We start from the raw sequence: 24706 nt of genomic DNA, 5'->3' as shown, positions 1-24706 counted from the left end.
TCAAATGGAAAAATTAGTATTAGAGCCGGGTAAGCTTTCTCTTAAAACTCTGCGCCATATCAGCCGTAATCCAGTTCAAGTTGAGCTATCACAAATGGCGGTTGATGCGATTGCTACCAGTGCGGCAACCGTGCAAACGGTTCTCGATGAAGGTCGCACCGTTTATGGCATCAACACAGGTTTTGGCTTACTCGCCAATACCAAAATTGCCTCAGAAGATCTTGAGTTACTGCAACGCTCGATTGTCCTTTCTCATGCTGCCGGAACGGGCAAGCTGATGAGTGACGCCACGGTTCGTTTGATGATGTTACTTAAAGTGAACTCATTAAGCCGTGGATTTTCAGGCATTCGTTTATGTGTGATTGAATACTTGATTGCCATGTTGAATGCTGAGGTGTATCCATGTGTGCCTGAAAAAGGCTCTGTGGGCGCATCGGGTGACTTAGCACCACTATCGCATATGTGTTTGCCAATCATTGGTGAAGGTGAAGTGCGCTACAAAGGCGAAGTCATGCCTGCTAAAGATGGCTTAACCCAAGCTGGCATTGAGCCTATCACCCTTGCAGCAAAAGAAGGTTTAGCTCTGCTTAACGGCACACAAGCGTCAACGGCATTGGCATTAGAAGGTTTGTTCCACGCTGAAGATTTATTTGCACAAGGCTCAGTAATTGGTGCCATGAGTGTTGAAGCAGCAATGGGCAGCCGCAGTCCATTTGATCCTCGTATCCACGAAGTGCGTGGTCAAAAAGGTCAAATTGATTCCGCCGCCATCTTTCGTGCACTGCTGACTGAAACCTCTGAAATCTGCGAAGATCACTTAAATTGTGAAAAAGTACAAGATCCGTACTCGTTACGTTGCCAACCACAGGTGTTAGGCGCGTGTTTAACTCAAATTCGCCACGCCGCAGAGGTACTAGAAACCGAAGCCAATGGTGTGACGGATAACCCATTGGTGTTCTTTGATAATGGCGACATTATCTCAGGCGGTAACTTCCACGCAGAACCTGTGGCAATGGCCGCCGATAATCTTGCGATTGCGATTGCTGAAATGGGCTCACTAGCAGAGCGCCGTATCGCATTACTGATCGACTCTAACCTATCGAAATTACCTCCATTCCTCGTAGAAAATGGTGGCGTGAATTCAGGCTTTATGATTGCTCAGGTAACCGCAGCGGCATTGGCGTCTGAAAACAAAACCTTTGCTCACCCTGCCTCGGTTGACAGCTTGCCAACGTCAGCGAACCAAGAAGATCATGTTTCTATGGCCACCTTTGCCGCACGCCGTTTGCGTGATATGTCAGAAAATACTCGTGGTATTCTAGCTGTGGAATGGCTAGCCGCCGCACAGGGCTTGGATTTCCGTAAACCACTGCAGCCAAGTGCACCAGTGGCGAAAGCCAAAGCGGTATTACGTGAAAAAGTCGCTTACTACGATAAAGACCGTTACTTTGGCCCTGATATAGAAAATGCCACTACTCTTCTTGAGCAAGCGGCATTGAATTTTGACTCGGTGACCGAGAAACTATGTAGCTTTTAACCTTAAAAGCTCTGAGCTAAGCCAGCAAGTAAGCTGGCTTTTTTTGTTCAGCTTTATAAATAAGCTTCCAGTAAGATAGTCAAGGTAGTTTCATCTCGCTGTAGTTTACCACCATCCTCTGTCGCAAAATTAAGCTTCACTGCATCTGTTAATTCTGCTATTGCCTTTGCTTTAAGCAGATTAGCTGAACGAATTTCTAACTTAAGAGCGGTCAATGCTTTTTGTCCATCTTCCCCAAAAATGAATTCACTAAAATCTTCAGCAAAACTAGCGGCCTGGCCTGGCGCTTGCTTAAGTGCTTTAATGAAATTTTCCATCGCGTTTACTTGATCAGGTGTCGCTACAAACCCACGAGTATTGGTCGCAACTCTTGTTGTTGGTGAGGCTTTTTTACTTTCGTCTTTATCAACAACTTTTGCTAGCTGCTGTTTAAAGTAATTACTGTTACAAAATTCAGCAGCCAGTTCTACCCGCTTTAAAACGTCTTTGGATTCGAAATTTGTAAAGTTAGCAGATTGAACTTTCATATGGCTCATTGTATCTCTACTATCACTGTCTTTTATAGACAATGGTTGATTAATAATTTCAACCCCATCGTAACTCATCACCACTTTTGCTCCGTCTGGATCATCTTTAGGATCGATAAATACAAACTTAAAGCCCTGCTTAATATCACCATCACTTGAAGTAGTCTTCAGATACACAAAGCATTTTGCTCTAGCCTCTAACGCTAACGACTCTGTAAGCAGCACCTTCATAAGTTGATCGGTATACGCTTGCTCCATCACCTCAACTTTGCATAAAGTCACTTCCATTTTTACTCGCAACAAATCTTCTCGCCGCTTTTCTTCTTGTCTTAGCTTCTCAGCTTCCAAAGCAACTTGTGTCATACTGTGTTTAAGGAAAAGAGTTTGTACTTGGGTTTTTAAGTTTTCTAGTTTTGAAACCATCGAGTCATCCCGCTCAATGGCTTGTTTGTGTTCCTGCTCGAATTCACTACATTTCAGCGCGCATACTACACCAGCTTCATCAGGTTTAGCTTCCTCTAATAAAAAATGAGACATGGCACCAAATGCTGAATTCATTGCTTGATCTTGCTTATCATTGATAGCTACCTGTAAATGCACTTTCTTCGTTTCAAGGTGCTTTTCTAGGTCGGTCAAATCACATACTAATTCACAACTTTCTAGTAGAAGCGCCACATGCTTACCCCTGAAAGCTTCAATTTGTGCAGAAATGTCATCCACTTCCGACTGTAATTCCACTTTAGCAATTTGAGCTTTAATACCCAATAACTCTCTATCAGCTTCTTTTTTTAGCTCAAGAAATCTATCTTTTCTTTGTTCTGTAAGCGTTCTAGCCGCTTGATAACTATCCCTTAGCGAGCTAGAGCCTTGCATACAATGTTCATATTTGTCTTTAAACTCTTTCAGTAATCCTTCGTATTGCTGAACTAGTTCATCGCCTTTTAACTCATCAAGTGATTGCCGCATTGTCCGGATATCCCCTAGAGCTAAAGTCGCATCCAATTGATACTGGTAACGTCTTTCATCAGCCTCTTTCGTTATCTTATCAAAGTCTTGACTTACCTCTTGGTAACTATCAAGAACTTGCTGGTGCTCCTGCTTAAATGTTGTGAGCAATGCTTCAGATTCAGCAGCCACTTGATGAGGCCGCATTTTTTCAATCTTGGTTGCAAGTTCCGATAACGCCTCTTGAGCAGTAGAATAAGCCTCCTGAGCATTGTCAATCTTAGTCTCTGTTGCTACTTTTAATTGATTGAATTGTGTATTCAGCTCAGTATCATCCGCTAGTGCAGCACTGTGATCCTTTGCAAAGGTCTCAAGCAACTGTTTTGCTGACTCGATGCATTGTTGGTCATTCAACTCTTGTAACCTTGTGGTAAGTTCAGCATAAGCCTTTTCGGTTTTGGCTTTTTGCTCCGCCAGCTGATGCGAAACCTGAAAAGCCAATTTCATACTTTCTACATCCTTTTTAAGGCCAGCATCATGTTCAATTGCCCATCGGTATTCTGTTTCAAACTCTTGTAATTTTCCCTGACATTGTTGTACTTGTCCCAATCCTTGCATGTGAGTAACTTGTTGCTTGATATGATTGAAGTACTGACGAACCTCCTGAAGATGGTTCCGATCTTGAGTCTGCTCCACTTTTGTTTTCAAATCACCACAAGCTTGCATCTCTGCTGAATCACCATTACTACTTTGGTTAAATTTAGGGAGATTATCAAATCGACAAACACAATCATAAACTTTGATGCGCACACTGGTTCTTGAAATTAACTCATTGCAAAACGACACTGAAAAAGGAGAGTTTTGTTTTTCAGATAAAGTAGATAACTCAATCAACTCTTTACAAATTTGAACTGCACTAAAAAAGTCTTTCTCACTCTCAAATGCCCTTAACTTTGTTTCAAAAAGCTGTAAAGGCCGACCTTCACTTCGGCTTTGACAAGCCATTAGGATCGGCGTTGTTAATAGATGTGCTGAACTATAACTTTCTGGTACTGGTATCCAGTTAATGTGCCTACCAAAAAACATAATATTTACGTAAGAATTTACCGTTGACGATTGAGTCTGAGCCACTCCGGGTACAGGTTGCTGAGGAAGTAACATTAAATTACTTTTGAAACTCTGTGGCAAGGCATTAAAAAGCTCTGTAAAAGCGTCAATTCTACTTTCAGGTTGTTGCTGTTCATTGAATAAGACAGAGAGATGCTGATTCACTTTTTCTCGTGTTAAAGGACGCCCTTGCTCACTAGATTTAATCGCAAAATAGAAGCTTTCGTTCTCCTGCAAGGCATATACTGCTGATGCATCTTGATGATGAACACCGGTGTTTGGGTCATAAGCATAGAGCTGGGTATTGAATTGTTCATCTTGAACACTCAAGGTTAACGACCAAGCAGAAGGGTTAGGATCGATTTGATAAACAAACTTGTCCCTATGCTCAGGTTGCATGGCTTCTCTTAGTTCAATAAACGCATTCAACCGCTGTGAAGGCAATTTATTACCAATTCTATTTGTTATGTGATTTATACGCTCTGAAATATCAGCCTCAGAAAGAGCAGAGCTTGGGTCACGCCATTGAGCAAAATTATCTCTTAGTTCACTGAGCGGCAGCGCTTTAGACGGCTTTGGTGGACAATGATGTATTTCAGGTAAATATTGAGAACTTACTTGCTGAGCCAGCTCCGCTCGTACTTCGCCCGCCATAACTTGCTCCTTTCATAATAATGCTATATTAGCGATCCCATAACTTAAGGATCTTGAAGATAAATTAGGCACTAGTTATATCGGATTTTTACATTGGGGAGAACGATTATTAACCAAGCTTAACAGTGTGTTCACTTGTACTGGATGTTTGAAGAACTAAAGGAAAAAGCCAATCGTAAGATTGGCTTTTTTATGTTTTTATAACCTTCTGGGAAAAATACTAAACATCTAAAGAAAAGTGAATCACACCACTCCAGTCCATAGTAGCGTCACCAATTTTCAGCCAATGAGAACTACACAACTTTTTAATTTCTGGTTCATTCAAAATATCGGTACCACCTAACTCTTGAATTAAGCCATTTAATTTTCCATCGAGTAATTTTACTTGTCTCTCATCTGCACTTTCTTTTTCCAAAATGGAAAAATAGGCCGATATTTTCTCAATAGCCTCAGCGACTGGTACTTTTAATACGCCTAGTTCACCATGTATAGGAGGTAGGTACTTTTCTAAATCTGTACATTGCATTTGTACCCATTCTCTATCTCCGTCAGACACTTCTGGTCTCTGATTCTGTCTCTTAAACGTACCAATTAGAGCCTTCACCTGACTTAATTCATCGATGTCGTCTGCTGTATTCAGAGTAAACTTGGCCAATACCGCTCCATCAACTTCCAGCATGAAAGTTTTGCTTGCCAGATCTATCTGTGATTCATGGATTTGGAACCTGCTCTTATACTGGGGTGACATGATTGAATGCAGATTATTAAATTGTCGAACGACCTGATCTTTAGGTAAATCCGATGATTGAATGGCTTGGATTAAGATTTTCACATCTCGTATTTTTAATTCAACTCCCAAACTAGCATGTTGTTCAATTTGTTGAAGTACTTGAGCTAAACGCTGTTCTTGAGCTTTTTTAAGTTGAGTTTGCTTTTCTTCTGCGGCATGAGTTCGAAGGTTTTCTTCTATAATGTGGATTTGTTGTTCTATCGTTGCGTCTAAACTTATCGCTTCTGCATAATCGAACCTATAGGCTTGTAACCTCGCATAACCTTGACTTGCTCGTGTGGCCACATCTGTTGCAGATAGACCATCATGGAGTTCAGAGAGTGCCATTTGTGCAGTCTCAATCATACCTTTTAGTTCTGTTAGATGAGATCGAGTTTGCTTGAGACTTTCTACTAAGTCATCGTCCCTTACCATTGATAACTTTGCATCATCAAATTGAGCCATTAAGTCATCGCCACTTTCCAGCAACTGGTTATCAGGCATAACATTTAATGAATTCACCAGCTGTTGTAACTCTTGCTTAGCTTCTATGGCGGCTAAATTGGCGGCAGCCTGTGCTTCCATTAATGCGACTTGTTTCTGTGCTTCAGCTTTTGCATTGTCCGACTCAACTCGCTTAAGTGCCATCACAAAATCTTTGTAAGCCTTTCTTACATCAGGAATCGTCAAGTTTTCGCCTAATCTTTCAATTAAATTAAATTGGCAAGTCTTAGAGCCACCGTATTGTTTCTCAGTGACTTGCTGTTGCATTGTTTCTAATGAATCAACCAAATATTGAATATCAGCTTTGCTGGATGCTTTTGTTACAGTCACCGGAGTATTGGCTGCATTATCACTTCCTTTTTTAGACTTAAAATCACTTAATAATTGCTTTGGTATGACGTTATGTTCAAGACAGGTTAAGTAATCAGCAGAGGGCATAAGTACGCCATCTTCTTCAACACAGAAAGCAAACTCAACACTCTGATTTCTTAGTCCTTCGATAGCGAAACGAGCACCTACTGCAAAATTGGGTTTATCAATTATTTCACAGGTCAACTTCAAGCGGTTGTGGTATCTTGGACTGAGAATGGTTTTTAATGCATCTCTGGCGGCTACCAAATCGGCTAGGCTTTTCGCCTCTTTAATCATTTTTAATGAGTTATTTATGATTGCAACAGCGTCCTGTGCATTCGGTTTAGCCCATTTTAATAACTCGATTCTTTCAGGCAATTTTGTAATTGCCGCTTGATACATTAAAGCACGCGTTTCTACTTGTGATTGTGCTGCTTTTGAGTCCTCTACGTGCATCTTATATTTACGCTCTTCAACCACAACGTCACCAATAACGATTTTAATCACTTGAAATTTAGGTAGAGTTGTTATGCCTGCAGAATGATCAACGGTAGGAGCTGCGTCAACGAGTTGTAGTGTAATTAATTGCCGTGCTGATACGGGTAACTTAGCCACTAACTCAGCACTGGCTTTAACCATTTTAAATGCATCTTCTAGCGATATATTCCCATCTGCTGTAGACGGAGAAACGGGTATAAGCAAACCGGTGAAGTCCTTGTAACTCAGATTACAACCATCATCCAATTTACCTTGGCAGCGTTGATACAGTTGATGTTTAGCACCGATTTTTTCAAGAGCAGGCAAAACCATCATATGAAATGGATTGTCAGAGGTTGAAACAAAAGTACAGATTGTTCGTTGGTTATAGATTAACTCTAAGCTCCAGACATCAGGCTTGCTCTCAACGGTTAGGGCATAAGAAAGTGTATTCGCAATTTCTGGAAACTGCATTTGTATATCAATGAATTGCTTGAGTGCTTTAAAAGGTGCACATTTAGAGCCTTTGCTAGCACTGTCCATTTTTCCGTCATTGCGTTCGAATTCCAGCTTTAGAGTGTCAACTGCAACTTTAAGACTTGCCTGTTTCGTAGAAGCTCCTTTAAGAGTACCTTTAAGAGCAAAAGTTAAGTCGTCAAAACCACTATCAGCGCGGCGTTTAGGAACATACTTCTGCATTACTTTTTTATCGGCTTCTGACACTGATAAACGATCAGCCGTGTTTTGTGCTGATTGCTCACCAAATCCAGCTCTTAAAGCCTCACTAGTTCCAACTCTTGACGTTGCCATAACAAAACCACCTTCTACAACATAGCAAAATACATTTAATCTCAGGATGTTAAACCCAAATCACGTTATGGTCATGTTAATTGTTGTTAACATTAACAGAACACATCGGTTCTTTCTTAAGGCAAGCCAAACCGCTAGAACTTGTACAATTAAAGAGCTACTGGTACAACACATATCTCATCGATTCATTTTTTGGATAAGTTCTTATGACCACATATCAACAAAAGTTAATCTTATTAAGTGCTGCGCTTTTATCATTCTTACCTGCGACTGGTAACAGCACCGAATTAACCCTACCTCACATACAAACAGTAGGAACGAGTACTGTGGAAGTTAAAGCGGATATGGCGACTATGTATGTTGCGGTTTCTGTAAACCAGCCCACGGCAAAAGAAGCAAAAACAGCGTCTGACAAAGCGGTGGTGTCTTTAACGGAAAAACTCAAACGATCGGGGATCAAAAGTAAGGATATCGACAGCGCGTCGATTTATGTTCAGCCTGAGTATCGATATCCTCGTAATCAATCACCTGAAATGATTGGCTATAAAGCCACTCGTACGGTTTCGGTCACAGTGCATGATCTCACGGTATTAAATGCGCTATTAGACAGCAGTATTGCTTCGGGTATGAATCAAATTAACTATATCCAATACAGCAGCAGTCGCATGGATGAATACCAAGAACAAGCCCGCCTAGCAGCCATTAAAGATGCACAAAACAATGCGAGATCGTTAGCTAAAGGTTTTGGAGAAAAACTGGGGAAAGTGTGGGAAATTAACTATGAACCCAACCAGTATTCGAGTAGAAGATCAGATCAAGCGATGATGTACTCAGAGAAATCCACCGGTCAAACCTATGAAAATAAAATGATCACCATCAGCGATAGAGTGGAAGTCACTTATACTCTAAAATGATCTCCTTTTGTCATGTTTAAGGCTGAAAACATTGAACCTTTCTCGTTACCAATGGCTGCTATTTGATGCCGATGAAACTCTGTTTGACTTTGATGCTTTTGCGGGTATAAAACGGGCATTAGCTCAATATGGTGTTGAGTTTACTGAACAGGATTATGCAGAATATCAGTGTACCAATAAGTCGCTATGGGATCGCTATCAAGCCCACGAAATTGATACTAACACGCTACAGGAACAGCGTTTTCAACTGTGGTCACAACGTTTAAATGTACCTGCGACCACGCTCAACTCGAACTTTTTATCGTCCATGGCCGAAATATGCCAGCCTCTATCAGGAGCGATTGAAATGCTTGATGCCATTAGATCTCAAGTAAAGATCGGCATCATCACCAATGGACTAGCAGAGTTACAGCAAAGACGCTTGCAGAACACTGGGCTTGAAAGCTATTTAAATTTATTGGTGATTTCTGAGGTAGTGGGTGTAGGAAAACCAAGCCCAGAAATCTTTGAGTATGCCTTTGAAAAAATGGGCCAGCCTGAAAAATCGAGCGTTATGATGGTGGGGGATAATCTACACACTGATGTTGTTGGTGGAAATCGCTTTGGGATTGATACTTGTTGGTATAATCGCCATCGACTTTCTAATGACACCGATATTATCCCAACACTTGAAGTGCATTCTCATGATGAGTTGAAACAGTGGTTATTGTCTTAACTCAAAACATGATGAATTAATCTCTAAAGCTCGCTGAAATTTCTGGTCAAACACCTGATTTCAATTTAGGATCAATCTCGTACTCAAATTTGTAGAAAATGGAGCCAGTTCGCATTATGGGGATCCGAGCCATAGTTGTTGATACCGCAGGAACAACGACCGATTTATCGTTTATTGAAGACACCCTTTTTTCTTATTCATTAGAAAAACTGCCCGCTTTTTTAGAGCAACATCAAGATGATGTGTTAGTGGATAGTTGTCTCTGTGATGTTCGCGAAATGGCACTCGAACCCGATGCCGATATCGCTCGTGTTGCCGCCATTTTACAGCAGTGGATCAAAGACGATCGCAAAGCCACGCCATTGAAAACCTTACAAGGTTTGATTTGGAAACAAGGCTATGATGAGCAAGAGTTTACTGGCCATATTTACCCAGATTTTATTGACGCTATTAAACATTACACAGAAAGTAATATGAGAGTGTATAGCTTTTCTTCTGGCTCAGTGGATGCACAAAAGTTATTGTTTGCCCACAGTGATGGTGGTGATTTAACACCGTTATTCAGCGGTCATTTTGATACCCGAACCGGTAACAAAACCGACCCTCAAGCTTATTTGAATATTCTCAACACCACCAGCTTATCACCTAAGCAAGTGTTGTTTGTTTCTGATAGACAAGAAGAATTAAAAGCAGCACAAGCGGCAGGCATCAATGTTTGTCTTATGTCTCGTGATGCTGAAGTGAATTCACAATATCAGCAGATCAGTAGCTTTAAAGACCTTTCATTGTAAGACACTGTAGATTCAGCCTGTAAATCGGTTTAGTTTACAGGTTGAGTTTGTTTAAAAGCTAAATAATCTCTCCACGCTTGATACATATCAGGGCACACTGATTTAAATTCCTCACTGGATTCCTCATCAATTCCTTCCATTTTTTTACACCATTGCAAGCGATTGGGAATTCCAGCCATAAATTGAAAGGTCTTCACTGCATTTTTGAATGTTTTCTTAGCTTCAACTAATGATGAGGTATCATCGTCCACAATAATGATTTTTCCAACTATTTTCGATTTTTTCGCAATCCAAGCTTGCAATCGATTAATTTTAGAATGTCCTTTCCGATTTGCCGCACTCACCCAATGAGCGATGGATTTAGTAGGAAATCGTTCAAATGCGATTAATTGCTCCATCGCCTTCGTTAATTGTTCATTTGGGAGAGCCGAAAAAACAATACAGGTTAACTGTGTATGTAAACCATGCAATTGTGCAATTTGCTCAAACAACTCAGTAGAAATAGGAGTGTAGGTAACCTGTTCTGGTTTATCTGAATCAAAATCACTCAAGCTGATATTGGCCAAAACATGTTCAAGCTCAAGCACAATCAGCACGGTTCTTTGCGAGTATTGGCTTAATAAATCACTTATCGCCGTGAAATCGTCAATTTGTTTATCAATACTGAACCAAACGGGAGTAACATTAAATTCATCTCCCACGTCTTCGCGCTCAAACCCTGAACAAACCAACGTAGTCCCATGATCAGTTTGGGTTTTATGATCTTGATAATCTGAAGACTTTCCAGAGACAAATTCAGTAAATTTACTATTGGCGTCAACTGATTCGGATTCAGATATCGCCTCAACAAATTTCGCTTCCATAATAAAGCGTCCGAATCTTTGTGGATTCTGAATGTAAGCTTCTTGCTTAACTACATGATAATCAGCTTGTGGTGGCTCACTTGGAGTTAATTTTACTGCCATAGATGATGACCTTATTAAATAAAGCCACTTTAACTGATAAACCTGATTGTTTACTCAAACTTTAAAACAGATTAATCAAAGGTTAATCTGCTAGTTGCTGAAGCTGAGCACGAATTTCTTGTGAAATTGGCTGACTGAGATTGGTTTCATAATCAAAATGCACCATTTGGGTTCGACCTTCTGCCGTCAACTCGTCATTTTGATAACACTTCTGATGCACTTCAAAACTTGAGTTGCCAATACGGCTAATGCTAGTAACCACTTTAACCTCACTTCCGTAAAAGGTTGGTGCTTTAAAGTCTACTGAGATGTTGGCCAAAATTAAGTTCCAGTGGGCAAGCTCAAGAGAAGGAACAAAGATTTTAAAAATGGGGTCTCTTGCTGATTCAAACCACACCGGAATGACGGTGTTATTAATGTGGCCAAGGCCATCTGTTTCACTAAAGCGAGGAGAGAAGTGTGTGGTGTATCCTTTTGTCATATTTCTGGTTCCCTTTTACTAAAAAGCCGCAGTGTGATGACTGCGGCTTTTTATGATTATTGATACATAGCACGAATTTCGCTGTCGTACTTATGGTAAATCATCTTACGACGTAGCTTCAAGGTCGGTGTGATTAACCCAGCTTCCATCGAAAAGGCATCCGAAAGTAGTGTGAATTTTTTTACTTGTTCAAAGTTGGCCAGTTCTTGTTGAACCACTTTTAAACGTTGCTCAAATAGTTCTATCACTTTGCTGTGACGCACTAACTCAAGTGGAGAAGAATACTTTACTCCTTGCTCTTTTGCCCATTCTTCTAGCGCTTCAAACGCTGGTACAATCAAAGCTGTCACGTAATTTTTTGATTCGGCGATCACTGCTACTTGTTCAATGTAAGGGCAACAGCCAACTTTACCCTCCACTCGTTGTGGCGCAATATACTTGCCGTTTGAGGTTTTCATTAACTCTTTAATGCGATCAGTAATGATCAAGTTACCATTGTCATCAAACTTACCCGCATCTCCCGTTTTTAACCAACCATCTTCAAATGCTGTGGCATTTTCTTCAGGGCGATTGTAGTAACCACGCATCACAGTATCACCACGAACCATGATTTCATTATTGTCGCCAATCTTAACTTGAGTTTCATCCAAAGGCTGGCCGTTAGAACCCGGTACTCGATTATCAACGGTATTACAGGTTACCGTCGCGGTCGTTTCTGTCATGCCGTAACCGCAAAGCACTGGTACATCAATCGCTTGGAAAAAACGTTCAACTGTTGTCTCTAACGCTGCACCGCCACAAGGCATAAATTTGAGTCGTCCGCCTAATGCTTGTTGCAACTTACTGAAGACTAACTTGTTTGCCAATCTCCATTGTAAGGCAATTAATGGATTTAACGTTTTGCGACCTTGAGCCACTTCAAATTGCTGCTCACCAACCTTTAATGCCCAGGCAAACAGCTTGCGCTTCGCTGGTGAGGATTTACTGACTTTATCTTGAATCGCGCTGTAAATTTTTTCTAAAAAGCGTGGAACAACACATAACGTATGAGGTTTAACCGCTTCCATGGCTTCTTTCGCTTTTTGGGTGTCGGTTAAATAAACATTTTTTACCCCACGACATAACGCGTAGAAACTCCAACCGCGTTCGAAGATATGACTTAATGGCAATAACGCCAATGACACTTCACCTGCATTAACTTTAAGCTTAGTGTCGTGCTGACGGACGGTAGAGGCGATATTGCGATGATCCAACATCACCCCTTTAGGTTGTCCTGTGGTACCTGATGTATAAATTAAAGTCAGTAAGTCATCTAGATTACTACTGGTTAAGCGGGCTTTGAGTTCGCCTTCACACAAGTAACTACGATCTTGCAAAATCACATCAAAATGCAGGTCATTTGAGGATGAGAGTTCAACTTGCCCATCAAAAACAACTATTTTTTCAAGGCTTGGGCAAAGCGATTTTAGCTCAAGTGCTTGCTGGTAAGCGGCTTCATCATCTACAAATAAAATCTTAGCTTCAGCATCATTGATGATGAACGCCGCTTGTTCCGTAGTCGAAGTGGGGTATAAAGGCACCACAACGCCTCTGGTTTTTAAGATGGCAATGTCAGCACAAGTCCATTGCGGGCAGTTTTTCGACATAATGGCACATCTGTCTTGAATTTGAACGCCATTGTGGAGCAACCACTGCGCCATATGTTGAGTTACATCCTCAAACCGCTGCCAACTGACACTACGCCAATTTTCCATAGCATCATACCCTTCAAGGGCGATGGCGTCTGGTTGACTACGAGTTTGGCTACGAAGTAAAGAAATTAACTGGTACTGCTCTAATGACATGATAAATAGCTTACAACTGTTCCGCTTTTTCAGCATTGTAACGAAACTGTATTGGAAAGTCAGAGAGTTTTTACTCAAACATTAGGTACAACATACCGTTAAAATCAAAGAAATAACGAACGGGATAATCGATACCCTCACACTCCATTACAATTTCGATCTTTTTGCTGTTTGATTTTCTATCAGTGACTCATTAGGCTAAAGCGTTTATTTCATTCTATTAAGGGAAGTTTCATGATGCTATGGAAGCCTTATTGCACCCGCTCAGTGACATCCTCACTTGGGGCAACCCTAGTGTTTGCCAGCTTGATTCTAGTGCTCACCTCAACAAGTGCGCAGGCAAACCCACAGACACCAAAAGATGAGCAGTCATCTTGCTATCTAAAAGGGTTAAGCGAAAAAGTTATTTGTGGCAAGGTTACGGTTGCCGAAAACACTAATCAGCCTAACGGTCGTATGATTGACATTCATTACGCCATTTTGCCCGCCATTAAAAACCAGCATCCTAATGAAGCTTTTGTTGCCATTGCCGGTGGTCCAGGACAATCAGCCATCGATAACGCCGCAGGATTTGATCGTGTTTTTTCTAAAATTCGGGAAACCCGAGATATTTTATTGATCGATCAGCGTGGTACTGGACGATCTAACATTCTTAGTTGCGAATTTGATAACGTTGATCCATTAGGATTTAATGATGAAACCATCGACAACCCAAAAGAATCTTCGAAATGCTTAACTCAACTGTCGAAAAAGGCCGATGTCACTCAATACAGCAGTGATATTGCCATCAGTGACTTTGAAACAGTAAGAAAAGCGCTGGGTTATCATAAATTCCACCTCTACGGTATTTCTTACGGTAGCCGCATGGCGCAACTGTATATGCGTCATTATCCACAATCATTGGCTACAGTGACGTTGGACGGAGTTGTGCCAATGCAACAAAGTGTGCTTGCTATTGGCGAGGCTATCGACCGTGCGGTTGACTTATTGTTTAAAGATTGCAAGCAATCCGATGCTTGTGATCAGGCGTTTCCTAATTTAAAACAGGAATACCAAGCCGCATCTCAACGTTTGCACAATAATCCTTATCAAGGCACGGTAAACGATCCATCCACAGGCGAGCCTTCTCAGCTATTGCTCACTCAAAGCAAGTTTCTTGGCAGCATTCGTATGGGCTTATATTCCAGTAACATTCGTTCATTACTGCCTTATGCCATCCATCAAGCTAACCAAGGTAATTATCAGGCAGTACTTGGCTTATATTCTATCACTCAGTCAGGGTTAGATTTGGCCATGGGGATGCATGCTTCAGTGATATGTGGCGAGGATTTACCTAGGCTCACACCTGAACTTAAAGCCAAAGCCGATGCCAGCTATTTTGGCCGCAGTCTACTCAGTGCCATAGAGCAAACTTGCCCTGTATGGAAAATGCCTGCCGTAGATGCTTCATTCAGTAATGCCATCGACAGCGATATTCCAACGCTGTTGTTATCAGGTGAGCTTGATCCAGCCACTCCTCCTTCATGGGGAACGCTGGCTGAAGAAAAATTAACAAATGCTAAGCACTTTATTGCGCCTTACGCGACTCATGGTGTCGCTTTTCAGTCTTGTGGTAATAAATTGGTCGCAAAGCTAGTCAACGACGGCAAGGTTAATGAACTTGATCCAAAATGCCTCAGCAAAGATGTTCGCCGTGGATTTTACCTTAACGCCAGCAGTGTTGAAGCATTGCCAGCCCCTACTCAGGCTAAGGAGTAAGCCATGATAGAAGTAAAACATTTATCAAAACGTATTGGTGACGTACAGGCTTTAAATGACTTGAGTTTTAAAGCCTTAGACGGACAAATTACTGGACTTCTTGGCCCTAATGGCGCAGGAAAAACCACGTGTTTACGTACCTTATTTGGACTGTTGCAACCCGATGAAGGTATAGCTGAAATTGATGGCATTGACGTTCGAAAAAATCCGATTGCGGCCAAACAGCAATTGGGGTTATTTCCCGATCCTTTCGGTTTGTACGAACGCTTAACCCCAAGAGAATACATTGCCTATTTTGCAGAGCTAAGCGGTCTTTCTAAAGTTCAGGCTAAAGAAGCCACCGAGCGTACCATTCACATGCTGAAGCTGGAAGACATTGCTGATCGTCGCTGCAAAGGTTTTTCTCAAGGTCAGCGTATGAAGACCGCATTGGCACAAGCTATCGTCCACCAGCCCACCAATGTCATTTTAGATGAGCCAACCCGTGGCTTAGATGTGATGAGCACTCGCTTACTGCGCAGCAATCTGCAAATGCTCAAAGAGCAAGGCCACTGCGTGTTGTTTTCAAGCCATGTGATGCAAGAGGTGGCTGCTTTATGCGATCAAGTGATCGTGATGGCAAATGGCAAAGTGGTGGCTGTCGGTAGCCCAGATCAATTATGTGAAATGGCAGGTGAAACTTCATTAGAGGAAGCCTTTATTCAATTGATAGGCACAGATGAAGGAATTGCAGCATGATGAAGCTTCTAAATATTTTACTCAAAAAAGAGTTGGTGGATGCGAGCCGAGACAAACGTTCGGTCATGGCAGTTATGTACTACGCTGCTGGCATGCCTTTACTGATGTGCGGCGTGTTTTTCCTGTTGATCAATAAACTTGCGAGCCCTAGCGACCTTAAGATCACCATCACCAATCCGCAAGGTGCACCTGATCTGGTCCGTTACCTCGAAAGCCGAGACATTACTCATGGTAAGGGTGAAAACGTCAAAGACATTACTTTAGTGATCAGTAACGACTTTGCTAAAAGCATGAATCAAGGTCAGCCAGCTACGGTTACCTTTATCGCTGACAATTCAGAGCAAAAACTGAAAAGTTCCATCGTTCGTGTTCAAAGAGCTTTGCAAGGCTATAGCAGTGAAATGGCCAGTTTACGTTTGATTGCTCGTGGCATTAACCCTACTGTAGTGCAACCTATTAAAGTCGTGGTAGAAGATCAAGCGACGAAAGAGTCTAAAGGCAGTTTCATTTTTGGGATGGCCATTTTAAGCATCATCTATGCGGTGTTTATTTGTGGCATGAATCACGCCATTGATACCAGCGCTGGGGAGCGAGAACGTAATTCACTGACGCTGTTGCTCAGCCACCCATTGTCGACTCGACAAATTGTGTTATCTAAAGTGTTAGCAGTCACCACACTCGCCATGGCAGGCTTACTATTAACGCTATTGGTATCAAAAGCCGCCTACACGATTGTACCTTGGCAAGAGCTTGGCTTTACCATCAAAGTGAGCTTTGGGTTTGTGGCGTTAAGTTGTTTGTTAGCTTTTCCCATTGCCATTATGGCTTCATCTCTGCAACTGTTTGTATCGTTCTTTGCTAAAAGCTTTAAAGAAGCACAAACCTATATTTCATTTACTTTATTTGTGCCTATGATGCTGTCTATGGCCACCAGCTATGATTTGGCTCCTGACACCTTGCAATGGTTACCTGTATCAGGCCAACAACAAGCATTAATAGATTTTATTAAAGGTAAAACCCTCGATATGACACCATTATTGGTATCTAACGTCATTACCTTAGTCGTTTCTATCGGTCTTATTTTAGGAATGGAAAAAGCACTGAAAAGTGAAAAAACGATCTTTGGCCTATAACGCTTAACACGAGTCCGCTTGATATCCTTTTAGCGGACTCATTCTTATCTAATTCCAAGCCTTACATCCGCTTTCATCACACTTCAAGCCAACATTATTATCAATTTCTCCGTTATAAATGATGGCGTCAGTCGACATATTCACCACTTCAACATTCGTAGGCGTATCACTTTTACTAAATTGACTATTGCTTGTTACACATTGATTCATTTCACCTTTTTTATACGATGGTGAGTAAACAAAATACAGCCTCGCTTTAGAGGACGAGTTAAAAATAGGATAACAACCTTTCAGTTTTGCTCCTTTAGCGGCACTCTTGCAATAGTCAGCCCCTGTCGAAGAACCAACACAGCCGGGATTGACATTATAATTACTTGCTTGAACTGTTTTGTCCGTTGAATGAGAGGGTTGAGCTAAAGCTAGGATAGGCAGGGCAAGGACAAGAAGACTAAGTTTTTTGACGATTTTAGAGATTTTCATATTGAGTACCTCAATAGATAAAATTAGTGACATCCATTTTTATCATCGTCCATTCGAAGTAAACGTTACTCTCCACCAAATAAATATTCAATATTTTTCATTATTACCAACAAATTAAACTGTGTTTAACTCTCTTGGCATCCTGAGCAACATGCGGGGCGAATGACAGAAGATGCCTTGTCAACTCAACTGCACAAGCTCATTTCTATATTCTCTAGAACCTAGGCAGTCAAAAATCACTGCACCAGCTCAGAGTTCAGCCAATCTTAAATACGGTTAAATTGAGCGATAACACAACATTACGTCAGTTGTGTTATTGACAATAATCTATTAAAAATTTGATTTTTAAGCGTATCGACAACATTATCAAATTTTCATCATATTTTGGTCAAATAAAGCTCTCATAATTCCAAAAAATCAGCTATTATTCGCGCAAATTTATAACGACCAATTGGTTGATTTAATTATATTGTTTTTGATGTAACCTTTACTTATTGAGCATTGACAGTGAACGACCACGAATTTCGAATTAAACGCAAGTTTATCATCAAGTTAGGCAAAGCTTTACACAAGTTTGGTACTCCCGCGTATCGACTTGAAGCCCATTTAACTAAAGTCTCTCGAAGCCTTGGCCTTGAAGGCAACTTCGTCATTTCACCAACATCAATGACCTTTGTGCTTCATCACCATGATGAGCATGAATATAACCACCTTGCTCGAGTAAAACCGGGAGAGTTGGACTTAGGTTCATTAGCTCGAACCGATGAATTAGTTGACGAGTTGATCTCTGGACAACGAAATCTAGATGAAGCGTTAGATCGATTAGACGAAATAGCAGATAAACCCAATCCTTATGGTACCGCGTTAACTTGGCTAGCATTTACAGTCTCTGCTGCCGCTTTTGCCATGTTGATGAACACCAGTTGGAATGATGTATTTTGGTCTGGTGCATTAGGCTTTATTGTTTTTGCTTTTGTGCTCATTGCTGAGCGCTCTCGAAAAATGGCTGAAATGCTAGAACCGCTTTCCACGCTGTTTGGCGGTTTTGTGATGTGCGGAGTTGCTGCACTGTTAGACCCGAGTATCAACATTCCCGTGGTCATTTTATCGGGTGTAATTGCTTTTGTCCCCGGATTAGCCTTAACCATTGGGTTAGCGGAGTTAGCCTCTCGGGATTTGATTTCTGGTACCGCTCGAATTATGGATGCCTTAATGCTGTTATTTAAACTGTATTTTGGAGCATTTCTTGGGCTAGCCATTGGTCATGCCCTATTTGGTACAGTGACTCCAACCCAATCAATGCCACTGCCAACGGGTTCGGTATGGACTGCAGTACCATTACTGTCTATCTGTCTAGCTATCATGTTTAAAGCCAGACCTAAAGATGCACCTTGGGGAGTATTAGCTGGGATCATCGCCTTTTCTTTTGCGATCTTGGGTGGTAAATACATCGGTGATTCAATAGGTATCTTCTTCGGTGCAATGGCCGTTGGGATTTACTCCAATTTATTTGCTCGTTGGATGAAAGCCCCTGCCTCTATTGCATTATTACAAGGCATCGTTATTTTGGTACCGGGCAGTAAAACCTATATTGGTTTGAACTCTTTAATTGCGGGTGAAACCATGCTGAATCAATCTCACATTGGTACACAAGTGTTCTTGATTTTTATGTCCCTAATCGCAGGGCTAATTTTTGCTAACGTCGTTGTGTCTCCTCGTAGAGAGTTATAATCCCCAACAATCTCCTGTTTAATTCCCATTTATGCCGCCATAATAAAATGGCGGCTTGCTCCTCTCCTTTAATTATCTAGGCTACACTAGAGAAAACACTTCATTTTTTAATACCAACGAGACCTACTTAACATTAGGGTCGGATAATAATATGGCAATGTTCAAGCAACACGTTATGTTGTTAGCTTTCATTTTCTGCTTATTTAAGCTTTCACCCGTATGGGCGAATGACGAACAGGCCTTTGTTATCAATCAAATTACCGTCATCAATCATTCTATCTTTGATCAATCCAGCACCGACAACTTCTTTATCCATGACTGGGCAAACTCATTACACACGACCACCAAAAAGTCGGTTATCCGTAATCATCTTATTTTTCAGCAAGGGGATAAGGTCACCAACGCAGATTTAAATGAAGCTCAACGTATTCTTCGCAGCAAACGCTATTTGCGTGATGCAAAGGTCTACTTCGCACCTTTAACAAACAAAACCAAATCAACGAGCAGAACGGTAGTGGTAGAAACTTGGGATAATTGGTCACTGCTGCCTACCGCAGATTTCAATCGTACAGGTAATGAGAATCGCTATTCTGTTGGCGTTAAAGATGACAACCTAATGGGCTTAGGTATTCGTACTCGCTTGAGGTATAACCATGAAAGAGACAGAAACGGATATCACGCAAGCGTTTCAGCTCCCATCAATTGGATTGAACATGGTATTGCCACTATCGGCTATGAGCGCAACAGCGATGGTCAGGCGTTAGATTGGTCTCTGATTAAACCTTTTTATTCTAATCAGACTAAAACCGCGTTTTCCATCATCCATGATGATGATCATCGTGTGGATGAAATTGAGCAAAATGGAGATGTCGTCAACAAATTTGTTCACAGCACACGCTTTTATAGTGGGCAATATGGTTGGTTATTAAATAATGATCAGCAAGCCTTATCCCGATTTCGATTGGGGGTAACTCAACAACAAGATCGTTTTTCACCTACCAATACGTTGTCTGTTATCCCAAAAGATCGACGGTTCTTTTATCCATGGGTGGGGTTCGAGTACATTCAAAATGATTATCATGAGTTCAACAATGTGCGGGTGCTAGATAAAAATGAAGATATTAATTTAGGTTGGACACATTCTCTCAAGCTAGGGTTTGAATTAGACGATAAGCGCAACAATAATTTACCGGGCTACCATATCAATATCCATACAACCAAAGGCCATCAACAAGATAACAATTTATGGCTATTCAGTTTAAATGGAAACGCAACCTTAGCGACCTCCCATAGTGACTATTATCGTCTAGAACTTCAAAGTGAATTTTTTCATTTCATTAACCCTAAGTGGATCTTTTATTCAAAAGCGAAGCTGTCATTTACCAATAACTTGCCCTTAGATTTATTAAACTCGCTGGGGGATGACTCTGGACTAAGAGGCTATCCACTTCAATATCAACATGGTGATAATACTTGGCTATTGAGTGCTGAAATTCGCCGTATACCTAATATCAATTTATTTGAACTTGCCGATATTGCCTTGGTTGCGTTTGCCGACATCGGCCAAGCCTATGGCTCGGGTACTATCAACAATCAAGATCAAGGAATACTCTCGAGCATAGGTGCAGGACTGAGAATTTATTCATCAAAATCCAGTAACAATAGTGTTGGTCATATTGATCTGGTTTACCCCATCAATTCAGATCCCTCCATCCAAGGACTAGAGTTTCGATTTACCGTTAAACAATCCTTATAGGAAAATGTTCAAACTATCGACTACCTTTAATGAACAGTTGTTTTGAGTAAAGGAGTCACTCAAATGAAAATGCAATATACCGTTCTAGCCACTCTACTAGCAGGACTACTCTCTGCCTGCGGTGGTAGTAATAACAGCACAGAGAATAAACCCCAGCTTAACACCTTATCAGGCCAAGTCATGGCTGGCGCCGGTTATATCCAAGGCGCAAAGATTTGTATGGACACCAACGACAACGCCAGATGTGATGATACAGAGCCATCGGTCACTTCCGGTACCAACGGTGAATATCAATTTGAAAACCTCACTGATGCAGCACTAAGTCAGTCACCTCTGATTGCAGAGGTCGGTACTGAAGCCATTAATTCAGATACCAATAAAGCGGTAAAAAGAGCCTATGTGATGTCGGCTCCAGCTAACTCAAATACAGTAAGCCCTGAATCGGCTCAAGTTAAGCACTACATGGAAAAGTTCAAGATTACAAGGGCAGAAGCTGAAGCATTGGTTGGTGCGAATATGGAGATCGAAGAAGAAGTACGTAAGAAAGCCATGCAATATAAGAATTATCAAGAGGCTTTAAAATCATTGGATCCTGAGATAAGAAACATAGCCAAGCTTGCAAAAAATATGTTCTTAGTCATGACATACAACATGGGCAACACCTACGAAGGAATCCAAACAAACCCAAGCGGTGCACCTGCATTTAACGGTGTTTCTATTCCTGATAGTGTCAATGTCACACACAAACAGCTTATGAAGCTTGTCATACAGAAACAAATCGACAGCATGCCGACCATTCATAAAGTCGCTCACCTACATGCTGAAAGCGGCGCAAGTCAGGATACAGACTTTGCAAATATCGATTCAGCCGCATTAGCTAAAATGCAATTACCTACCTCTAAGCTGGCAGAACAAATTAAAGCGTTTGAGGCTTCAACAGCAAGCACAGTAGCCAACATTAATGATGCTCTTACTAATGATTCCATGCATCAATTTGTTACAGATGAGGATAATCTTGCGCCTAATATTCAAGTGAACTCATTTAATATTGAAAATAAAATGTTAAATGAAACGCAGAAAAAAGCCGACAGAGACGCCCCATCGCTGACAGCCAGTGATAAGCCAGAAAAACATGACTTTTTAATACCTGATGGAAACGGTGATTGGATGCGCCCTGATAATGCTTATGAGGCAAAGCCTAACGCAGATAGCAATAAGGTCGATCTCGTCAACAAAAGTAATCCAGATCTAAAAACCACAATATCGGCTATAGAACATACCTTAAATGATTTGGATACAGACACACAATTTTTAAACGACCCAGACATGAACGTGTATATGAAGCTCATGTCTGATGATTCAACATTTAGCGATGATGCTAAAGCCATGAAAATTACGTCCACTGTCAACAAAGATGTGCTAATGGTGGATAACAAATTGGATTGCGAAAAGGCAAAAGAAGGTCGCGCTGATTGTCATGTTCTGGTTTTTTCACATAATGACAACGACGTTGTATTAAATCCTCTCGAATTGGGTGATATCGAGTCATCTGAGCCATCTGGTGGAGACTTAGATAAGCTTAAAGGCCCAATTGTTGCAATCAATGGCAGTCGTTATATTGTTGCCGAACTCATTACAGCAGATTCGAATACATCTGAGGGTGTTGCCAACTATTATCTTATTCAGCAAGTTGCAAATGGCGACGGCAGCAAGAAACAATCTTCTTTATTTGCAACAGGGAAGTGGATGGTAACGGCAACGCTAGTGTTTCAAATGGCGGAGCTCAAAGTACCCAGTAAAGTTCTAGCATTTGATACCTCAGGCAACACCAAAAAAGACATGTTTTATACTAAGGCTGACGGCAAGGTGAGACAAGGTTATAGAGGCTTCTCAATGCCGATGAACAGCATTGCCTTTAATGCGGCAGCCATGAATGACATCACCAATAATATGGACACGGAAAAACTCAGTAGCACTCCGATAGAGCAATTTATAATAAAGTTAAAGAGCAGAGTCACTCCTTGTGCTTCAGGCAATAGCGTAAATAATGAGTTATTGTCCAAAACGGCTTATGATTTATACGTAAGTAACTGCCAGCCTATCTTAGTGAATTACGGCGTATTAGATCCGGAAGAATTCACATCAAGTGATACTCCCCTCATTTCATACGATGACAATGGAGACCAGCAAAGCAAAATTACTCTCAATACACAGCCAGCGGACGAAACACCTTGGAAAGTGGGATCTTGGGAGCGTTCAGCCTCAGCTGAATCTGTGACAATTCGCTGGAAGCTTGATGAAAAAGGTCAATTAATCTTTGAAAGACTAGATGACAGCAACGAACTTCTTGAACGAGTAACTATGACCGCTATAGAAAGAGAAGGCATTGTGCTTTCTACCAAAATTTTTCATGAAGATAGCTCAAGAAGAACGATTGATGGTCTATTAGGCACTATTAGCGATAATATCTTTATCGTTAACCCTCCACAACCTGAATAATCCCATCATATTTAACGAAAAAATGCCGCTGAATCAGCGGCATTTTTTATCAATAGGACGATTAAGTTATTCAACATAAGCCCTAAATTGCTTATTCTTGGATAGCACTGTCTGAGTGCCTTTTAAACTAAACGAATACCCACACAGCTGAGCTTTACCACGCAATGCTACATCTTTAATAATGCTTGCCGTATCCAAAGGGGAAAACTGGGCTTCAGTACTGGTATTTGGCAACAGTTTTACCTGAATAGGTCGATACTTTGAACCATTGTTAAAGGTCAAACTTTGGCAGTCTTTATCCCCTTTAGCGGTAGCAAGACTCCACAGGGTTTGTGGCTGCCCCGTATCTCCATTCCACGACATAAACAATTTGTCGCCTTCAAGGGATAAATTAAATCCATCTTTAAACTCTACAGAAGTTCGCTCCATCACAGGCTCTGCTGGAGCAACCTGCTGCTCAACATTAGCATCATCGTTGGATTCAGAAGAAAATACAAAGGTCAGAAATATCACTGATAACACTAAAACCATGATGCCAATGACAGCCATTATGACTTGATGACGCGACAGAGGCAGTTTATCTAACCAAGTAGTCCGATTGGATTGGTGGTGATACTCTGGCTCTTCTTGCTGCTCTTCAACACTGGCATCATCAATAAATACTGGCTCAGAAGAACCATCAAGACTCGGCTCAACTCTTCGGGCTGGACGGCTCATTGGCCCGTTAGCGGTAACGGGGCCTTGATAACCTTGTACATAACGTCCTCGTCCTTGGCTGGCTGGCAAGGCAATGAAACTGGAGAGTAATAACATCAGCATTCCAGCTATTAAGCCTACACTCCAGCTTTCTGTGAAATAAACCATTAAAGCCCAAATCAGCCAAGTCACAATTACACCGTAACTCCACCATTGAGGCTTTTGGGCATCACGTACTCGGCGAAGCCCAGTTAAACCAATCACTGGAGCCGCAAGCAAAGTAGGGATAACAATACTGGCATTCAGGCCAAATAGTGCCATCCAAATTAAGACTAAAAGATAACTGGCAGACAGGATGGCAAGTGTGCGCAATCCAGAGTCTTTACCACGAAAACAAAATAAAGAATTCAGTAACACGTAATAACCCTATTTAGGCTGTATAAAGATGCGTTATAATTCAGAAAATGTTTATCGACAAATCGATAAACACGTCCCAACAATATTACACTTGAAATTGTACCTTC

17 protein-coding genes are annotated in these 24706 nt (G+C 41.3%); 10 read left to right on the top strand and 7 right to left on the bottom strand.

Annotated elements, in window-relative coordinates:
• Positions 1–4: 4 nt before the first annotated feature.
• On the top strand, positions 5–1537 hold the full coding sequence (hutH, locus tag AC1EU0_RS11140; RefSeq protein ID WP_480302475.1) for a histidine ammonia-lyase: 1533 nt from the start codon (positions 5–7) through the stop codon (positions 1535–1537).
• 53 nt (positions 1538–1590) lie between these two features.
• On the opposite strand, the gene AC1EU0_RS11135 is transcribed toward hutH, so the two are convergent.
• Positions 1591–4770 carry a coiled-coil domain-containing protein gene (locus AC1EU0_RS11135; RefSeq protein WP_480302474.1) on the bottom strand — a complete coding sequence of 1060 codons (3180 nt, stop codon included), beginning with the start codon at positions 4768–4770 and terminating at the stop codon, positions 1591–1593.
• Between the two features lie 220 nt (positions 4771–4990).
• Positions 4991–7681, bottom strand: coding sequence for a hypothetical protein (locus tag AC1EU0_RS11130; protein ID WP_480302473.1), 2691 nt, complete (start codon positions 7679–7681; stop codon positions 4991–4993).
• Positions 7682–7887: 206 nt separating this feature from the next.
• Between AC1EU0_RS11130 and AC1EU0_RS11125 the strand changes: the two genes are divergently transcribed.
• From AC1EU0_RS11125 to mtnC, 3 genes are all read left to right on the top strand, one after another.
• Positions 7888–8595 (top strand): SIMPL domain-containing protein, encoded by a 708-nt coding sequence (locus AC1EU0_RS11125; protein WP_480302472.1) that lies wholly within the window; start codon positions 7888–7890, stop codon positions 8593–8595.
• Between the two features lie 31 nt (positions 8596–8626).
• Complete coding sequence (gene yjjG / locus AC1EU0_RS11120; RefSeq protein WP_480302471.1) at positions 8627–9310, top strand: pyrimidine 5'-nucleotidase; 684 nt, start codon at positions 8627–8629, stop codon at positions 9308–9310.
• A gap of 116 nt (positions 9311–9426) precedes the next feature.
• Positions 9427–10101: an acireductone synthase gene (gene mtnC / locus AC1EU0_RS11115; protein WP_480302549.1), complete on the top strand. Its 675-nt coding sequence runs from the start codon at positions 9427–9429 to the stop codon at positions 10099–10101.
• A 29-nt stretch (positions 10102–10130) separates the two neighbouring features.
• Here mtnC and AC1EU0_RS11110 read toward each other — a convergent pair whose 3' ends face one another.
• The 3 genes from AC1EU0_RS11110 to AC1EU0_RS11100 all read right to left on the bottom strand — a co-directional run bounded on the left by AC1EU0_RS11110 (position 10131) and on the right by AC1EU0_RS11100 (position 13391).
• Positions 10131–11066 carry a hypothetical protein gene (locus AC1EU0_RS11110; protein ID WP_480302470.1) on the bottom strand — a complete coding sequence of 312 codons (936 nt, stop codon included), beginning with the start codon at positions 11064–11066 and terminating at the stop codon, positions 10131–10133.
• An 82-nt stretch (positions 11067–11148) separates the two neighbouring features.
• Entirely contained in the window at positions 11149–11547 is a 399-nt protein-coding gene (locus tag AC1EU0_RS11105; RefSeq protein WP_480302469.1) for an acyl-CoA thioesterase, read from the bottom strand.
• A gap of 56 nt (positions 11548–11603) precedes the next feature.
• Positions 11604–13391, bottom strand: coding sequence for an AMP-dependent synthetase/ligase (locus AC1EU0_RS11100; RefSeq protein WP_480302468.1), 1788 nt, complete (start codon positions 13389–13391; stop codon positions 11604–11606).
• A gap of 234 nt (positions 13392–13625) precedes the next feature.
• On the opposite strand from AC1EU0_RS11100, the gene AC1EU0_RS11095 reads away from it, so the two are divergent.
• The 3 genes from AC1EU0_RS11095 to AC1EU0_RS11085 are packed head-to-tail and all read left to right on the top strand — an operon-like array spanning position 13626 to position 17020.
• Entirely contained in the window at positions 13626–15149 is a 1524-nt protein-coding gene (locus AC1EU0_RS11095) for an alpha/beta hydrolase (protein WP_480302467.1), read from the top strand.
• Between the two features lie 3 nt (positions 15150–15152).
• Positions 15153–15887, top strand: coding sequence for an ABC transporter ATP-binding protein (locus AC1EU0_RS11090; RefSeq protein ID WP_480302466.1), 735 nt, complete (start codon positions 15153–15155; stop codon positions 15885–15887).
• On the top strand, positions 15887–17020 hold the full coding sequence (locus AC1EU0_RS11085; protein WP_480302548.1) for an ABC transporter permease: 1134 nt from the start codon (positions 15887–15889) through the stop codon (positions 17018–17020). Before AC1EU0_RS11090 ends, AC1EU0_RS11085 begins: the two co-directional genes overlap by 1 nt.
• 48 nt (positions 17021–17068) lie before the next feature.
• Here AC1EU0_RS11085 and AC1EU0_RS11080 read toward each other — a convergent pair whose 3' ends face one another.
• Positions 17069–17500, bottom strand: a complete 432-nt coding sequence (locus tag AC1EU0_RS11080) for a hypothetical protein (RefSeq protein ID WP_480302465.1) — start codon at positions 17498–17500, stop codon at positions 17069–17071.
• Between the two features lie 507 nt (positions 17501–18007).
• Between AC1EU0_RS11080 and AC1EU0_RS11075 the strand changes: the two genes are divergently transcribed.
• The 3 genes from AC1EU0_RS11075 to AC1EU0_RS11065 all read left to right on the top strand — a co-directional run bounded on the left by AC1EU0_RS11075 (position 18008) and on the right by AC1EU0_RS11065 (position 23486).
• Positions 18008–19231, top strand: a complete 1224-nt coding sequence (locus AC1EU0_RS11075) for a threonine/serine exporter family protein (RefSeq protein ID WP_480302464.1) — start codon at positions 18008–18010, stop codon at positions 19229–19231.
• 151 nt (positions 19232–19382) lie between these two features.
• Entirely contained in the window at positions 19383–20987 is a 1605-nt protein-coding gene (locus tag AC1EU0_RS11070; RefSeq protein WP_480302463.1) for a BamA/TamA family outer membrane protein, read from the top strand.
• A 63-nt stretch (positions 20988–21050) separates the two neighbouring features.
• Positions 21051–23486: a hypothetical protein gene (locus AC1EU0_RS11065; RefSeq protein WP_480302462.1), complete on the top strand. Its 2436-nt coding sequence runs from the start codon at positions 21051–21053 to the stop codon at positions 23484–23486.
• A 66-nt stretch (positions 23487–23552) separates the two neighbouring features.
• On the opposite strand, the gene AC1EU0_RS11060 is transcribed toward AC1EU0_RS11065, so the two are convergent.
• Entirely contained in the window at positions 23553–24599 is a 1047-nt protein-coding gene (locus AC1EU0_RS11060; RefSeq protein ID WP_480302461.1) for a hypothetical protein, read from the bottom strand.
• Between the last annotated feature and the right edge of the window lie 107 nt (positions 24600–24706).

Source organism: Parashewanella sp. 2210YD4-3 (assembly GCF_056591735.1).
This window is presented reverse-complemented; position numbering and strand designations above follow the sequence as displayed.

Bases quoted from the DNA above. Each gene is read 5' to 3' on its own strand.
- hutH (WP_480302475.1), top strand. From the start codon at position 5: ATGGAAAAATTAGTATTAGAGCCGGGTAAGCTTTCTCTTAAAACTCTG.
- AC1EU0_RS11135 (WP_480302474.1), bottom strand. From the start codon at position 4,770: ATGGCGGGCGAAGTACGAGCGGAGCTGGCTCAGCAAGTAAGTTCTCAA.
- AC1EU0_RS11130 (WP_480302473.1), bottom strand. From the start codon at position 7,681: ATGGCAACGTCAAGAGTTGGAACTAGTGAGGCTTTAAGAGCTGGATTT.
- AC1EU0_RS11125 (WP_480302472.1), top strand. From the start codon at position 7,888: ATGACCACATATCAACAAAAGTTAATCTTATTAAGTGCTGCGCTTTTA.
- mtnC (WP_480302549.1), top strand. From the start codon at position 9,427: ATGGGGATCCGAGCCATAGTTGTTGATACCGCAGGAACAACGACCGAT.
- AC1EU0_RS11110 (WP_480302470.1), bottom strand. From the start codon at position 11,066: ATGGCAGTAAAATTAACTCCAAGTGAGCCACCACAAGCTGATTATCAT.
- AC1EU0_RS11105 (WP_480302469.1), bottom strand. From the start codon at position 11,547: ATGACAAAAGGATACACCACACACTTCTCTCCTCGCTTTAGTGAAACA.
- AC1EU0_RS11100 (WP_480302468.1), bottom strand. From the start codon at position 13,391: ATGTCATTAGAGCAGTACCAGTTAATTTCTTTACTTCGTAGCCAAACT.
- AC1EU0_RS11095 (WP_480302467.1), top strand. From the start codon at position 13,626: ATGATGCTATGGAAGCCTTATTGCACCCGCTCAGTGACATCCTCACTT.
- AC1EU0_RS11090 (WP_480302466.1), top strand. From the start codon at position 15,153: ATGATAGAAGTAAAACATTTATCAAAACGTATTGGTGACGTACAGGCT.
- AC1EU0_RS11085 (WP_480302548.1), top strand. From the start codon at position 15,887: ATGAAGCTTCTAAATATTTTACTCAAAAAAGAGTTGGTGGATGCGAGC.
- AC1EU0_RS11080 (WP_480302465.1), bottom strand. From the start codon at position 17,500: ATGAAAATCTCTAAAATCGTCAAAAAACTTAGTCTTCTTGTCCTTGCC.
- AC1EU0_RS11070 (WP_480302463.1), top strand. From the start codon at position 19,383: ATGGCAATGTTCAAGCAACACGTTATGTTGTTAGCTTTCATTTTCTGC.
- AC1EU0_RS11065 (WP_480302462.1), top strand. From the start codon at position 21,051: ATGAAAATGCAATATACCGTTCTAGCCACTCTACTAGCAGGACTACTC.